16 protein-coding genes and 1 tRNA gene are annotated in these 13,400 nt (G+C 41.7%); 6 read left to right on the top strand and 11 right to left on the bottom strand.

Features of this window, described 5'->3' with window-relative positions; all coding sequences use genetic code 11:
* The 4 genes from K1X76_07915 to K1X76_07930 all read right to left on the bottom strand — a co-directional run.
* A partial coding sequence (locus K1X76_07915) for a Fe-S cluster assembly protein SufB (GenBank protein ID MBX7148998.1) occupies positions 1 to 715 on the bottom strand: 715 nt, incomplete at its 3' end.
* The gene (locus K1X76_07920) at positions 712 to 1,167 is read right to left on the bottom strand and encodes an Rrf2 family transcriptional regulator (GenBank protein MBX7148999.1); all 456 of its coding nucleotides are present in this window, start codon (positions 1,165 to 1,167) and stop codon (positions 712 to 714) included. The genes K1X76_07915 and K1X76_07920, both read right to left, overlap by 4 nt.
* Positions 1,168 to 1,339: 172 nt before the next feature.
* Complete coding sequence (locus K1X76_07925) at positions 1,340 to 2,260, bottom strand: MBL fold metallo-hydrolase (GenBank protein MBX7149000.1); 921 nt, start codon at positions 2,258 to 2,260, stop codon at positions 1,340 to 1,342.
* A 51-nt stretch (positions 2,261 to 2,311) separates the two neighbouring features.
* A complete protein-coding gene (locus K1X76_07930) occupies positions 2,312 to 3,397 on the bottom strand; it encodes a radical SAM protein (protein ID MBX7149001.1) in 1,086 nt (361 codons plus the stop codon).
* A 61-nt stretch (positions 3,398 to 3,458) separates the two neighbouring features.
* Between K1X76_07930 and K1X76_07935 the strand changes: the two genes are divergently transcribed.
* On the top strand, positions 3,459 to 4,268 hold the full coding sequence (locus tag K1X76_07935) for a hypothetical protein (protein ID MBX7149002.1): 810 nt from the start codon (positions 3,459 to 3,461) through the stop codon (positions 4,266 to 4,268).
* A 51-nt stretch (positions 4,269 to 4,319) separates the two neighbouring features.
* Here K1X76_07935 and yhbY read toward each other — a convergent pair whose 3' ends face one another.
* From yhbY to K1X76_07955, 4 genes are all read right to left on the bottom strand, one after another.
* Complete coding sequence (yhbY, locus tag K1X76_07940) at positions 4,320 to 4,619, bottom strand: ribosome assembly RNA-binding protein YhbY (GenBank protein MBX7149003.1); 300 nt, start codon at positions 4,617 to 4,619, stop codon at positions 4,320 to 4,322.
* A gap of 10 nt (positions 4,620 to 4,629) precedes the next feature.
* Positions 4,630 to 5,667, bottom strand: a complete 1,038-nt coding sequence (locus K1X76_07945; GenBank protein MBX7149004.1) for an endonuclease/exonuclease/phosphatase family protein — start codon at positions 5,665 to 5,667, stop codon at positions 4,630 to 4,632.
* On the bottom strand, positions 5,657 to 6,052 hold the full coding sequence (locus K1X76_07950) for a thioredoxin fold domain-containing protein (GenBank protein MBX7149005.1): 396 nt from the start codon (positions 6,050 to 6,052) through the stop codon (positions 5,657 to 5,659). The genes K1X76_07945 and K1X76_07950 overlap by 11 nt, the downstream gene beginning before the upstream one ends.
* Before the next feature lie 337 nt (positions 6,053 to 6,389).
* Entirely contained in the window at positions 6,390 to 7,550 is a 1,161-nt protein-coding gene (locus K1X76_07955) for a MaoC family dehydratase (GenBank protein MBX7149006.1), read from the bottom strand.
* A 154-nt stretch (positions 7,551 to 7,704) separates the two neighbouring features.
* Between K1X76_07955 and K1X76_07960 the strand changes: the two genes are divergently transcribed.
* The 4 genes from K1X76_07960 to K1X76_07975 are packed head-to-tail and all read left to right on the top strand — an operon-like array spanning position 7,705 to position 9,916.
* Complete coding sequence (locus K1X76_07960) at positions 7,705 to 8,346, top strand: hypothetical protein (GenBank protein ID MBX7149007.1); 642 nt, start codon at positions 7,705 to 7,707, stop codon at positions 8,344 to 8,346.
* Entirely contained in the window at positions 8,322 to 8,879 is a 558-nt protein-coding gene (locus K1X76_07965; protein MBX7149008.1) for a hypothetical protein, read from the top strand. The genes K1X76_07960 and K1X76_07965 overlap by 25 nt, the downstream gene beginning before the upstream one ends.
* Positions 8,872 to 9,453 (top strand): DNA-3-methyladenine glycosylase, encoded by a 582-nt coding sequence (locus tag K1X76_07970; protein MBX7149009.1) that lies wholly within the window; start codon positions 8,872 to 8,874, stop codon positions 9,451 to 9,453. The genes K1X76_07965 and K1X76_07970 overlap by 8 nt, the downstream gene beginning before the upstream one ends.
* A 1-nt stretch (position 9,454) precedes the next feature.
* On the top strand, positions 9,455 to 9,916 hold the full coding sequence (locus K1X76_07975; protein ID MBX7149010.1) for an SRPBCC family protein: 462 nt from the start codon (positions 9,455 to 9,457) through the stop codon (positions 9,914 to 9,916).
* 2 nt (positions 9,917 to 9,918) lie between these two features.
* On the opposite strand, the gene K1X76_07980 is transcribed toward K1X76_07975, so the two are convergent.
* The 3 genes from K1X76_07980 to mce all read right to left on the bottom strand — a co-directional run bounded on the left by K1X76_07980 (position 9,919) and on the right by mce (position 13,053).
* On the bottom strand, positions 9,919 to 11,565 hold the full coding sequence (locus tag K1X76_07980; GenBank protein MBX7149011.1) for an acyl-CoA/acyl-ACP dehydrogenase: 1,647 nt from the start codon (positions 11,563 to 11,565) through the stop codon (positions 9,919 to 9,921).
* Between the two features lie 11 nt (positions 11,566 to 11,576).
* Complete coding sequence (locus tag K1X76_07985) at positions 11,577 to 12,569, bottom strand: CoA ester lyase (GenBank protein ID MBX7149012.1); 993 nt, start codon at positions 12,567 to 12,569, stop codon at positions 11,577 to 11,579.
* A 73-nt stretch (positions 12,570 to 12,642) separates the two neighbouring features.
* Positions 12,643 to 13,053 carry a methylmalonyl-CoA epimerase gene (gene mce, locus K1X76_07990; protein MBX7149013.1) on the bottom strand — a complete coding sequence of 137 codons (411 nt, stop codon included), beginning with the start codon at positions 13,051 to 13,053 and terminating at the stop codon, positions 12,643 to 12,645.
* Positions 13,054 to 13,234: 181 nt separating this feature from the next.
* Between mce and K1X76_07995 the strand changes: the two genes are divergently transcribed.
* Positions 13,235 to 13,308: transfer RNA gene (locus tag K1X76_07995), tRNA-Pro, on the top strand.
* Positions 13,309 to 13,400 lie beyond the last annotated feature (92 nt).

Below are 13,400 nucleotides of genomic sequence, written 5' to 3' on the forward strand. Positions count from 1 at the left end.
CCGTGCAACCTTCCAAATAACTTACATAACTTCCTTCATCGGCAACAATCAGCGTGCGTTCAAACTGGCCGGTGTTGGCTTCGTTAATGCGGAAGTAGGTAGAGAGCTCCATGGGGCATTTAACGCCTTTGGGAATGTAAACAAACGATCCATCGGTAAAAACAGCTGCGTTTAAGGTGGCAAAAAAATTATCGGTATAGGGAACAACAGATCCTAAATATTTTTTAACGAGATCGGGATGATTTTGAAGAGCTTCGGAGAACGAGCAAAAAATAATACCCAACTCGTTTAATTTTCCTTTAAAGGTGGTTGCAACCGATACGCTATCAAACACCGCATCCACAGCCACATTGCTTAGACGTTTTTGCTCATCCAGCGAAATGCCCAGCTTATCAAATGTTTTGCGCAGTTCCGGGTCTACTTCATCCAGCGAATTCAGTTTCTTTTTTTGTTTGGGAGCCGAGTAGTAAACAATGTCCTGATAATTAATTTTTGGATAATTCACCTGAGCCCAGGTGGGTTCGGCCATGGTTTGCCAATGTTTAAAAGATTTAAGACGATACTCCAGCATAAATGCCGGTTCGTTTTTTTTGTGCGAAATAAGTCGGATGATATCTTCGTTTAAGCCAGGAGGGGCCTTGTCGGCTTCAATGTCGGTTACAAAGCCGTATTTATATTCTTTTTCGGTAATGTCTTTAATGGCTTGTTCGGTCATACGTAAGTAGCCTCCGACATTTTTGTTTTATTTTGTTGAGCCGCCAGATGCGCAATAGAGGTGGCGGTTAATTTGTGAACTACTAACCCCTGCAAATCGTCCCAAAAATGTTTCATGTTGCAGGCGCTTAAATGTGAGCAGTTTTCGTGATCGTTTTGGCAGAACATGGTTTGAACAGGGCCGTCTACGGCTTCGATGACATCACGGATAGAGACGGTACTTGCATCTTTTTTAAGTTTAATGCCGCCACCAATGCCGCGTTGCGATTCGATAATATGGGCGGTGGTGAGTTTGCCGGCGATGTTGGCTAAAAAACGGAGCGATAAACCTAAATGAGAGGCAATTTTTTTTACATTGGTGCTTTCTCCTTCGGGCAAAGTTGCCATGTGGATGAGCATCAAAAGTGCATAGTCGCTGGCGCGTGAGGTAATGTTCATAAGTTTATCTCCCATACTAGGCCCAAAGGGCCGGTGAGGGGGAGGCTCCGTCCGGCTTTGCCGGTGGAGGGGGCGACGTGAGCCCCATCTAATAAATAACACTAAGTTAGTGATATTTAAAGTGGCTTACGTGTAATTTTTATTACGCCCTGTGTCAAGCGCCAATTTGATATGTAATTACAGATGTTTAGGACTTAATATAATAGAGATCGCCATCTTTAATGAGGTGATTATTGAGGACTAAGCGGTTTAAATGCTTTTCTACCATCAGCCATTCGAAATAGGCTTTGAGAGGATCTTGCAACAACATCTTTCTGTAAATAATTCCGTGGCTGGCAATGGTGGCTAAATCTTTGGGGCCATCATTGAGTAAATCCATAATTTTAGAATCGCGATCATCAAAGTACGCGTGGAAGCGTTTGATCTTTTCTAAAAATTTTTCACGGTCGTAAATGCGTTCGCCGTGGCTGGTGACATAATAATCGGCTTCTATCGCCATTACTTTTTCTACCGACTTTTTAAATTCTTCAATGTCGCTTACCACATTGGCGTACCAGGGGCCGTAAGGGGTGAGATCGATATCCGAAATAAAGATCGTGGAAATATTTTTAAAATGTAGCGCCATGTGGCCGGGAGTATGGCCTGGGATATGCACCAGCTGGATTTGTGTGGTATCGGTTTCGATCAGTTCATTGCCCTTGTATAATTGAGAAACCGGGCAATCGGAAATGTGGTACTTTTGAAAAAACTGTTTACGCCACTGACTGTAAAAAGAATTGGGATCGCTATCGGCAAATTCTTCGTAGGTGGCATGGTCACGAATGGCGGCAGCGTCAGCCTCGTGTGAGGCAAAAATTACATTGTTAAAAAGGCCATTAAGGCTGCGATGATCGGCATGGTAATGCGTGTTTAAAACCATATTCACCGATTGGCTCATGGCGAGTTCTTCGATGTAGGTAAACGTAGCCGAAGGGTCCACAATAATAGACGGGCTCCCTTGAATATAAATAGAATTCGCAAAAAGAAATTCTTTAGAATTGCGGGCCCAGATGAATTCGACATCACCTATTTTAGAGCCGTGTTCGGTTTGAATGATTTCATGAGGCATTGGTTGTGATATTAGTCCGGAAATGCTTGATTATCAAGCATTATCAGGCTTTTAAATGGCAAAGCGTTCAGCCAGATTATGCTCTAAAGCATCTCTATCAGCAGGTATATAATTAAAAACTTTTTCCCAAACCTTATCTGTTTCCATACAAAGATAATGGGGCACAGTATTTAAGTATTCATCAATATAGCCTTTTACCGTGGCATACATGTCTTCACGGATACTTTTAAGATAACGGATTTTGCCGTCGGGCGAGGGGAAGAGTTCGCCATATAAAAGCTGACTTTTAGGAAAGCGGGTTTGAATGGCTTTTTTAAGCCCCGGGGTGTAGCGCAACGAGCCCAGCGAAATCCAGGCTAGTTCATGCGGTTTAAAGTTTTGGGCAATTAAGGCTACCAGATTTTTATATTCGGTTTCCCAATTATTAAAATTGAGAAGCGGGTCCATATGAAAACCCACTTTGTAACCCTTGTCCATTACCGCGCGGGCCGCTTTAAAGCGTTCTAGAAGAGGGGCTGTTTTAAATTCTTCCTGATCAATAAAAGTTTGTGGGTTAATAGACCACGAAATAACGGTCTTACCCTGATGATCCATATTCAGTAAATTAGCAATGCGGTTTGATTTAGTTTTTAGTTCCAGTATCAAATTTTTCTGACGTGCTACAAAGGGAACCAGCTCCTTTGTGAGTTCCGTAACATCATCCAAGGCCAGAGAATCGGCTAGCTCGCCAGTACCAATTCTAAAAGTCTTATTGGGATGGGTGCTAATGTGTTTTTCGATTGAATCAAAAATATCCTGTGTGTTGGCGTAAAGGGTAATGATGGGGTTATTGGCTAAATAGTCTTGTAAAATACAGTACGAGCACTCCATGGGGCAATTGCTCACAAAACTCACGGTAAAATAATTACAACACACATAACCGCCGGCCCCCTGGCAGTTTTTAACAGCATCCCCTTTATAGCTGGTGAGGAGTAATTTCTTTTTAGCCTCGGTAAAAGGGATGGGCTTTTTATAAGGGCTTAAATCATCGGCGACAACAGGTGTAATTTGAGGGTATTTGGCCAGCACGCGCTGGGTGAGCGGGGCGTTTAAAACCTCGCGGTCCACAATGATTTCTTTGGGTGTATAACTTAACACCTGCTTTCCCTACGAAAAAGAGGGGGTAGACGTCAACACGTATTCACGTTAAAGGAAGGATATGGATATTTTAGATAAACCCCGCTGGCGTTGGTCTTTTTTTACTGAAGACGCCAGCTTATTAGAGTCGCTTAAAACAGTGGGTCAACTTTTGCCCATTTGGGCTCTTAAAAGTGGAGAAATTGTGGATGGTTTTAAGCGCTTTTGGGCTTTAAGCGCTCTGGGTGTTGAACCCCAGATAATGACCGTCGAGAATCAAGAAGGTCTTTTTGAAAAAATATTTAATCTTAATTTATTCAGCCCTAAAAATATTCTCGATCGCGGCCAGATATTTTTAACGCTTAAAGAGCATTACGGTGATGACGTGCCTGATTCATTTTTAAAGAAATTGGGATTTAAAGATCTCTTTACGGCTAAAAAAGTATCGCGTTATTTATTCATTCCCCAAAATATTCTTAAAATTGTTTTAAATTATGGATGGGCCGAAAGTGTTTATGAAAAACTGGGCCGTTTTGAGGATGAAGAGCTTCTGCTTTTGGAAAAGACGGTTTTCACCTGGTCTCTTAATCAAAATAAAATTATTCAAATTTTAGATTATCTTTTCGAAACGAGTCGTCGTGATAAAATCGCCACTCATACTTTGCTGGGAGAGTTTAAAGGGCAGGATGCCGATGGCTTGCGTGAGTTTTTATACCAAAAACGTTATCCGCGTTTTAGCGCGCAGCAGGATGAGTTTAGAAAAAAGGTGAAAGATTTAAAAATACCAGCCGGCATGACGGTGGAACCTAAAGATGCGTTTGAGACGGAGAGGGTAGAAGTAAAAGTGACGCTAGATAATTTAGAAGATTTAAAAAAGTTTATTCAAAAGTGATTTTCGGTTTCTTAGTATCTGACAAATAAATTGATGCATTTTAGCATTAATTTATTTGATCAGAGACTTATCCCGTTTTTCGGGGTTGGGATGTTTTTTATAAAAAATCCCCACATGGCCTACCATGCCCACGCAATTGCTCTTGGTTTCTTTCTCGATGTCGGCCGCAATTTCTTTGCGGTCTTCTTTGTATTCCACAAATTTAATTTTAATGAGTTCGTGATCGTTTAACGCCTGATCTATTTGCTTTACCAGGGCTTCGGTTAAACCTTCTTTGCCCAAATGGACATAGGGCTTAAGTTTGTGGGCTTTGCCTCTTAAAAAAGTACGTTGGGAACCAGTGAGTTTCATGAAGGGGCATCTAATGGGATGTTTCTTTTTTGTCTAATACTATTTTTGCGCACAACGAAAGGTGATCGGAGAGATCTAAATTGATAGCTCGTATTTGACTTTTAGCTTTGTTTATATCCCAAGTGATGGGCAGTTTAATAAAAATATAGTCCAGCTGCTTGTTGCTATTAGGATAGGTTACAAACGGTTCTGACGGATTAGGATTTAAAATACTGGATAAATCGATGAGGTTTAGAGTTTGAAGTAATTGTGCGTAAAGAGGGTTATCGGGTTTAAAGTTGAAATCGCCGGTTACAATTTTAAGACGGTCGTTTGGGTAGCGGTTAAAAAATTCGATGAGTTCGCGTATTTGAGTAGCACGCACTTCGTTGTAGCTAATTGGCCCGTAAGAAGCTTGTAAATGTGTTGTAAAAACATCGATGAGGCCTAGCTGTGGATGATCAATTTCTGTATAAAATACACCTTTATTGGCAATACTGTCCCAATGCGTAGAAGAAGTATAAAGATGATGATTGATTTTAGTAATACGAAATTTTGAAAGAATCCCCAAGCCTGTTCTTTTCATAACTGTGTTGCCTTGGCCAGGAAAAGCAAAGTAAGGGTGGGCAGCATATTCATCAATTTGCAAAGCCTGCGATGTGAACAGCTCTTGCATGGTAACGATGTGGCGGTTTTTAATAACGTATCCCAAATTAATCAGACGTTGTTGTGGTGTAAGGCTAATAAGCATCGACCATGTATTTTGGTCCCATAGCGTTAAAGTAACTTCATCTTTATTGGCAGCTGTAGTTGGAGTTGCAGTAATAACTGATTCCTCAGATGTATTTTCTATTTGAGGGCCTGGGCCCAACGTACATTCGGAATGTTCGCTCAGCCACTTGGCCTTAGCTACAAAATCGGTACTTGGTTTATTGCCACTGTATGGTTTTTCTAAAAAAATAATCCATACGCAGACTAAAAGTGTAGGCACTATAAAAAGTGTGATGAATAACCTCAAAAATGGAGGAAGTTTGCGATGATGTTTTTTGCGTTTACGCTTAAAGGGCATTTTTAACTGTTTTGATAAATTCTTCAGGAGTTACTTTTGTGGGAATGGGAGTTGCTTTACCGTTTTTGATAGCCAGTACTGTAGGTAAAACATCCACATGCCAATCGTCAGCAATAGTGTCTTCGGCATCGCCGTCTTCGGGATTTACTTTTACTTTATCAATTTTAGCTAAAAATTTTTGAGTTTGAGGGTCGGATAAAACTTCACGGTTAAATTTTTTACAGAAGGAACACCAGTCTGTGTAGATATACAGCAGAAAACCCTTTTTAGCATTGCTTTGGGCTAAAGCCTTATAACCGCCCGACCCTGTAAGCCATTCTCCTTCGGCAGATAAAACCTGTGTAGAAAAAAGGAAAAAAATTAGAAAAACAGTTTTTTTAATCATACTACTTTGTACCATTATTTAAAGGCTTACGGGAAATGAAAAAAAACTTAGGGAATATCAATACGAATAGGATCCACCACTTGGGTGGATTGCCCTTTAGAGGGTTTTTCTGTTGTAGTTTGAGAAGAAGTATTGCCAAAAATATATTGCATATACTTTTTGTTGTACGATTTACCCCAATTAAAAATAAGTAGCAGAACAGAAACTATAACTAAGAAAAAAAGAAAGCCGGTTAAATTGGTATAATCTTTTTTTATGCTTTTTCGCGGATCTTCTAACATATTGATTTATCTTATCATTTTTATGTTAGAGCTACAATAGGCGTTTTACTTGATTTTTAAGCCCTTTTAATAAGTAGTCTTCTTTCAATTTCAAAGATTTTTTCCGGTATTTTTTCTTTTCCTAATTTCTTCTTATCGTTCTCTTTAATAAAGAGATCGGCTCCGTATTTTTCCAGTACCTGCTGAGGACGAATACCTTTTACACCAATAAGTTGGAAGGTTACAACGCCGGCATTGTAGCCAGCCGGGCCATCAGTTTTAGAAAGTACGCGGCTAATGGCATAAATGGTTTCGCCGGAGACGGTAGGCTGGGTATGGTATCCCTCGGTATAGCCAAAATCGGCCAAGGCGTTTTCGCTCACGTCACGGCTAGCAAGGCCACAAAGCCAAGCGAAAAGAAGACCTCCATAAACGATGGGTTCTCCACTCATGGCACCGGTGCGAGCGGTAGAATACAGGCGATCGTAATGCAGAGGATGCGTGTTCATCACGCGATAAGTCCACGGAAAATGTTCGTCGGTAACGGTACGGCCGTTGGCGTGTGCAATGATATCGCCCACATTAAAATTCTCAAAATAAGTGTTAATGCCGGTTAAGTTTTTCACGTATTCCTTTTTAGCTTCTGGCAGTTCGATAGATAATTCAGGTAATTCCGGAAACGGCTGGTTTTGAATGGTGGTGGGTTCACTTTGTTTGCCGGCAGGGGCCACCATGATTTTGCGATCGTACTGCAACACGGTTTCGTTGTTTTGATTTACGGCTAATGTGCGGATGGTGACGATACCGGGTTTGCCACCTTCTTTCACATCACGTTTTAAAACTTTTGTCAGCGCGCGCAGCGTGTCGCCGGCATAAACGGGTTTGGCAAAACAAACATTATAATAACCTAAATTGGCAATCGCCTTTTCGGAATCGTTTTGAACGCCTAATGAAAGCGCAATGTTCATCACCATCAGCGGCGAAACTACAAGATCGCGGTAACCATGCGCCTTGGCATATTCCGCATTGATATAGAGAGGATTCATTTCCATGTAGGTGGTGGCAAATTCCTGAGCAAATGAAGGGTAAATAGTAATGCCACGAGGATGGCAAAAAACTTCGCCGTCGTTAAAGTCTTCTAAAACACGGCCATATTGGGGATATTTTACTTTAGAGGTATCGGCCGCAAGTGCTGGTGCTTGTTCTTTAAAGAGGGGGTAGGGAAGTTTGGTTGCCATAAAGTTTCCTTTTTTAAATGTGCGGAGTGTCTACTGATGCAGGTATGACTGCTTAAATATGATACATCAGTACTGAATCTATCTATTAGATTCTTTGGTCAGATTCTGTAGATAAAATAAGGTTTTGGGTCAAGGAAATATCCAAAAATGAGGCTTGATTAATATATATGAACTCATATATATTAAAAAAATGGAGCTTATTAAGTATTTAAAAGCTGATTGTGAAAAATATGGTCGAGGGCGCAAAGCTTGGTGGGCTAGAGAATTACGGGTACCAGCACTTACGGTTTCTCATTGGCTAGCTGGTCGGCAAAAGCCAAATGGGGAATATAGTGTGAAAATCCGTGATTATTTAGAGATACAGAAACATGAGACGGGTTTGATCAGGTGGCAAGATTATCTATGGAGCGTTTATTATTCCAAACAGGTGTTGCCTGCTGAGTTGCTAGGGCAGGTAATTTTAAATACATTGCGCATAGAATTTCTTGATACGCGTACTTTGGCTTTGTTGGCGGTATTTGTCGAGAATGTAGATTTTTATTTTAATGAGCCGCTAAATATTATTTTAAAAAATAGATTGGGATGGCTGTTGGAATCTGCAAATAAATCGCCTTTGTTTATGCCCGATCGTCATCATCCCTCGCGCCATATTTTGGCTCTTTCGCGTCGTTCAAAAAACATGGAAAAGACAGTTAAAAGTTACCAGACAAAATTAGGTAAAAAATGGAGAGTTTACGATTGTGAATTGGAATCTATAAAGAAAGATCTGCCATGGTTACTGAATTTGAAAACATAATTAATTTTTTAACGGAACTGGACGCAGAAATTAAAGTACAGAAACCCATTGAGCTTTTTTTGATAGGAGGTGGAGGAGTTACTTTAGTTTATGACCATTCCAACAGAACAGTTGATTTAGATTTTATAGATCCTCCTGAAATAATAGTTATAAAAGGAGGGCAAGGTTCCTCTTTAGCTTTAAAATATGGTATTTATGTTTCTTCGGTTTATGAAATAAACTTTACCGTTCCTTCTGATTGGCGACAACATGCCAAACCTATCAATCAAAAATTTAAAAATTTTGTTATTTATGTTGCCTCTGCAGAAGATATTGTTCTCGGTAAAATAGCCAGGCTTGAGCTTAAGGATTTTGATGATATTTATTCGATGAAGGATTTGGGTTATTTGGACGAAGATAAAATTCTTAAAAGACTTAATGAGAATTTACACGAAATAAAAACTCAGGAGTATCGTAATAATGTTGTCTTATTCTTTAGAGACGTTTTTGATAAAAAGGCCATTATTGAAAAAGGGAAAGTAAAACTTGTCTAATTTTTTTTTAAAAATTAGCCCCCGCCATTCCACTTTAAAAGTTGCTCGCGACTTATTGGGTAAACTCTTAGTGCACGATTCTGCCGAAGGAAAAACTGTAGGTCGTATTGTAGAAACCGAAGCCTATCTCTCTAACGATCCAGCTTGCCACGCCAGCCGCGGGTTAACGCCGCGTAATGCGCCTATGTTTGAGGAAGCAGGGATTGCGTATGTGTATTTTATTTACGGCATGTATCATTGCTTTAATGTAGTGACAGGGAAAAAGGGCAGGGGTGAGGCAGTGTTGATACGCGCTCTGGAGCCGGTGGAGGGAATTCCGCTCATGTTTAAGCGTCGTCCCAAAGCTAAATTAGACCGTGATCTCTGTAGCGGACCAGGAAAATTAGTGATGGCGATGGGGATTGAGAAAGAACATAATAAACATCGTTTACATGAAGGACCTTTGTATCTTTTGAATGAGGGAAAAATTAAAAAGAAAGATGTTGTGACAACGACTCGTATTGGAATAGTAGAGGGCGCAAACTTGCCTTATCGGTTTTATATTAAAGATAACAAATATATTTCAAAAAAATAACATGGTGATCATTACAAAAGAAAATGACGGCTATAAATTAACCAGTGAAAAATGGGCGAATAAACCGCTTAAAGAAGTTTTTTCTTTTTTTGCCGAGGCGCAAAATTTGGAAAAAATGACACCCGCCTGGCTTAATTTTTCAATCATCACGCCACCGCCCATAGTGATGAAAGAAGGGCTTTTAATAGACTACAAAATAAAATTATTTGGTGTGCCCATGAAATGGAAAACGCTGATATCGCGTTGGGAACCTGGCAAATGTTTTGTGGATGAACAGTTAAAAGGCCCGTATAAAAAATGGATTCATCTGCATAGCTTTGAAAGCTCAAAAGGCGGCACAGTATGTAGAGATGAAGTAGCTTTTTATCCTTTAGGCGGGGCGTTAACCATGCCCTTTGTAGGATTTAATTTAAGAAAAATTTTTGAATACCGTGGGCGTGTGATGGATAAGATTTTTGCTTAAGACTACTGCTTCATCTTTTCTTCCACCAAGCTGCGAATAATCACGCGTTGCACCAGCGTATCTTCGGCGCCTTCAAAAATACTGAACACGCGAGCATCCACAAAAAAGCGGCTTACGGCATATTCTTCGGCATAACCCATGCCGCCGTGCAGCTGCATGGCTTCGCGGGTTACCCATTCAGAAATTTTGCTGGCGTAGTATTTTACGAGAGATGCTTCCATCTGGCCTCTACCTTCGTCCATGAGGCGGGCGGAGGCGTAGGTGAATTGGCGGCTGGCCTGAATAATGGCGGCCATGCGCACCAAACGGTATTTGGTGATTTGATAATTGATGATGGGTTTGCCAAACACGCTGCGTTCCAGCGAGTACTGGATGGCTTTTTCAAAAGCAGCTTGCATTACACCGTTAGCACGAGCTGCTGTTTGCAAACGACCACCGGCAAAGCCGGCCATTTGTAAGTAGAAACCTTTTCCTAAACCTTCGGGGCCACCTACTAAATTTTCATCGGGAACAAAATAATCCTGGAACGATACTTCAAAGCTATGCATACCGCGATAGCCGATGGTGCCAATAGCTTTACCTTCAATGGTACCGCCGCTGGGTTGTTTGTGAGAGAATTCGTGACCATCAAAGCTGGGCTTTTCGGCCAAAAGAATAGAAAGACCTTTGTGGCCTTTGGATAAATCGGGATCGGTGCGGCATAAAACCAGCAAGGTGTCGGCAAAACCGGCGTAGGTACACCAGGTTTTAACACCATTAATCAGCCAGCCACCTTCGGTTTTTTTAGCACCAACTTTAAGAGAAGCAACGTCTGAACCATAATCGGGTTCGGTAACAGCTACTGCCGCCATGCGTTCGCCTGTAGCAATGAGAGGGAGCAAACGTTGTTTTTGTTCTTCGGTGCCACCTTTTAAAAGAGCTTTCGACAAAATTTCGGGGCGGGTAATAAGCGAACCAGCCACACCTACAGAACCGCGGCTTAATTCTTCGGTAACAAGCAGCATGCTGATGTTATCGTCTTTATCATCGGGCTGAAAGCCGCCAAATTTTTGCGGGATAGATAAACCAAAACAGCCTAATTCTTTTAAGCCGTTTAAAATTTCAGAAGGAATCAAATCGTCGTGACGGTGCACGTGTTCGGCTTTGGGAATCACGTTGTCTTCGGCAAATTTGCGGAACGTGTCGGCAATCATTTGTTGATCGTCGGTTAAATTGTAAGTGCCGCCCGATTTTTTGTCTTCGATCAGTTTAGCAATGGGTTCGTAAAAAGTGGGGGAGAGTTTTTCGGTAACAAAATTACCTACTTCTTTATTCCAAATAGTGGCATGCATTTGTTCTTCGGTAAGTCCAATGCGCCACATATGGGGTACTACTTTTTGGCAAATATCATTTAAAGTATCGGCGGCATAAAATTCGGCCAATTTGGTTTCGAGTTCTCCGTTAACTTTGGCGGCATACTCAACTAATTCGCGGGCAGCAAAAACTTCACTTTTAAGCCAAACCAAATCGGTATTGAGTACTTGATGTTGGTCTAATTTAGAAACCGAAACTTTACCGTCTTTGGTTCCTTCCTTGGTAATATAAGCCAAGATGGTTTCTAAAAGATTGTTGCCGTTGTTTAATAACGAGAGAACTTTTGCCTTATCCATAATAATGTTCCTTATCCGAAGAAGGCCTTGTTAGCTTCTTCTGGTAATTTTTGTCCCGAGAGATGAGCGCGTTGTACTAATTCCCAGTAGTAGCGGTAAGTAGCGCGGTCGTGCAAATCGCCAGCATACTGAATGGGACCCCAATCGGCTTTTTGAGCTTCAAGTAAGATGGCCACACCTTTTTGCACCTGAGAATAATCAGGGCTAATGGCGTCTACAATCGATTGAATTTGAGTGGGGTAAATGGACCACATACGCAAGAAACCAAATTCGGTATGAGCACGGCGCGCATCTTGATAGGTTTTGTATGAATCTTTTAAATCGAGCGTCACGTTGTGAGCGGGGATAATGCCGTTGGCAAGCGCAGCAGCCACCACATTGCCTTTAGCACGAGCAATCAGCGCGTGTTCAAACTGGCCAGGCGACTTCATGCAGCTATCGGGGATAGCGCCGTGGTGAGCACTCACAAAATCCATCAAGCCAAAATCGAGCACTTGCATCCAGGGCATGGCAGCAATTTGATAAACTTCGGCCAAGGCACCGTGTGTTTCAATTAAAACGTGAATAGGAATTTCGCGTTTAATACCGGCATTTTTAGCGGTTTGTTGAATGTAGCCGATCATTTCTTTAACTTGAGAAGCAGCGGTTGGCTTTGGGATTGTAATGTAAGCCACTGTTTCGCCGATAGCAGGAACCAAAATATCCACATCCTGTTTCCAGTGTTGGTTGGAGTAATCGTGGATACGCACGCCCGATTGCTTGTGTTTGTTCAAAGCCGACTTTTGAATATCAATAATCATCTGCGCGTGTTCTTTTTCGCGGCCTTCGGGAGCACCGTCTTCGCAATCCATGGTAATGTCAAACACGCCGTTTAATTTGGCCTGAAGCTCTAACGCTTTGGTGATGAGTTTTTCGGATCCGGCAAAATGTTCGCAAGAGGGGATAACCGGAAAGGGTTTTTCGCCTTTAAAGAGGGCTTCGTTGGGGTGAATGTTTTTGCTCATTTTTTCGTGCGATCGTACGATCGTGCGATCGTGCGATCGATTCGAACGCACGAAGTCACGAACGCACGAACAACTAGTGTTGTGGTTCTGATAATTCTATTAACACGCCACCCGTCGACTTGGGGTGAACAAACGCAATTCTTTTATTATGCGCGCCCAGGCGGGGTTTTTCGTCAATCAACACCACGCCTTTGGCTTTTAATTCTTCCAAATGCTTGTCGATGTTTTCTACTTCAATACAAATATGATGAAGCCCGCCGCGTTCGTTTTTCTTTAAAAAATTGGTGATGGGGCTTGCCTCAGATGTAGGCCACAAAAGTTCTAAGTTAGATTCGCCCACACCAAAGAAAGCCGCGCGTACTTTTTGATCGGCAACTTCTTCAATATGTTCAGGTTTTTTACCCAAGAGGCTGGTGTAAAGGTTTATGGCTTTTTCCAGGTCGGGCACGGCAATGGCGATATGGTCGATCTTTTTAAAGGTCATAAGTATCCTCTGGTGGCACGCTTTTTTGCGTATTTAAACTTAAAAGGCAAGAAAAAATATGAATGGGTATTCAGTAATTTTTCTAATAATTTTTAGCGCTTGAATAGAAGCGCAAACTCCAATAATAATGGTTGTTTCGGGAAGTAACTTCCGCCAGAGGCGGACAAGCAGCCCGAAGTTTCGGGAAGTAACTCAGCCCGGTAGAGTACCTGCTTTGGGAGCAGGGAGCCGCAGGTTCAAATCCTGTCTTCCCGACATTGAATGAATCGGAATTAGTTTCGTGAACGGCAAATCCTGTCCGTGTAGCGAAGCGAAACGGTCCCCGTAGCGTTAGCGAAGTGGGGCTT

It is taken from the genome of bacterium (genome assembly GCA_019695305.1).
Classification (GTDB): Bacteria; UBA10199; UBA10199; order UBA10199; family JAIBAG01; genus JAIBAG01.

What these genes read in the sequence shown, in the direction of transcription:
- K1X76_07920 (MBX7148999.1), bottom strand. Translation starts at nt 1,167, where the DNA reads ATGGGAGATAAACTTATGAACATTACCTCACGCGCCAGCGACTATGCA.
- K1X76_07925 (MBX7149000.1), bottom strand. Translation starts at nt 2,260, where the DNA reads ATGCCTCATGAAATCATTCAAACCGAACACGGCTCTAAAATAGGTGAT.
- K1X76_07935 (MBX7149002.1), top strand. Translation starts at nt 3,459, where the DNA reads ATGGATATTTTAGATAAACCCCGCTGGCGTTGGTCTTTTTTTACTGAA.
- yhbY (MBX7149003.1), bottom strand. Translation starts at nt 4,619, where the DNA reads ATGAAACTCACTGGTTCCCAACGTACTTTTTTAAGAGGCAAAGCCCAC.
- K1X76_07945 (MBX7149004.1), bottom strand. Translation starts at nt 5,667, where the DNA reads ATGCCCTTTAAGCGTAAACGCAAAAAACATCATCGCAAACTTCCTCCA.
- K1X76_07950 (MBX7149005.1), bottom strand. Translation starts at nt 6,052, where the DNA reads ATGATTAAAAAAACTGTTTTTCTAATTTTTTTCCTTTTTTCTACACAG.
- K1X76_07955 (MBX7149006.1), bottom strand. Translation starts at nt 7,550, where the DNA reads ATGGCAACCAAACTTCCCTACCCCCTCTTTAAAGAACAAGCACCAGCA.
- K1X76_07965 (MBX7149008.1), top strand. Translation starts at nt 8,322, where the DNA reads ATGGTTACTGAATTTGAAAACATAATTAATTTTTTAACGGAACTGGAC.
- K1X76_07975 (MBX7149010.1), top strand. Translation starts at nt 9,455, where the DNA reads ATGGTGATCATTACAAAAGAAAATGACGGCTATAAATTAACCAGTGAA.
- K1X76_07980 (MBX7149011.1), bottom strand. Translation starts at nt 11,565, where the DNA reads ATGGATAAGGCAAAAGTTCTCTCGTTATTAAACAACGGCAACAATCTT.
- K1X76_07985 (MBX7149012.1), bottom strand. Translation starts at nt 12,569, where the DNA reads ATGAGCAAAAACATTCACCCCAACGAAGCCCTCTTTAAAGGCGAAAAA.
- mce (MBX7149013.1), bottom strand. Translation starts at nt 13,053, where the DNA reads ATGACCTTTAAAAAGATCGACCATATCGCCATTGCCGTGCCCGACCTG.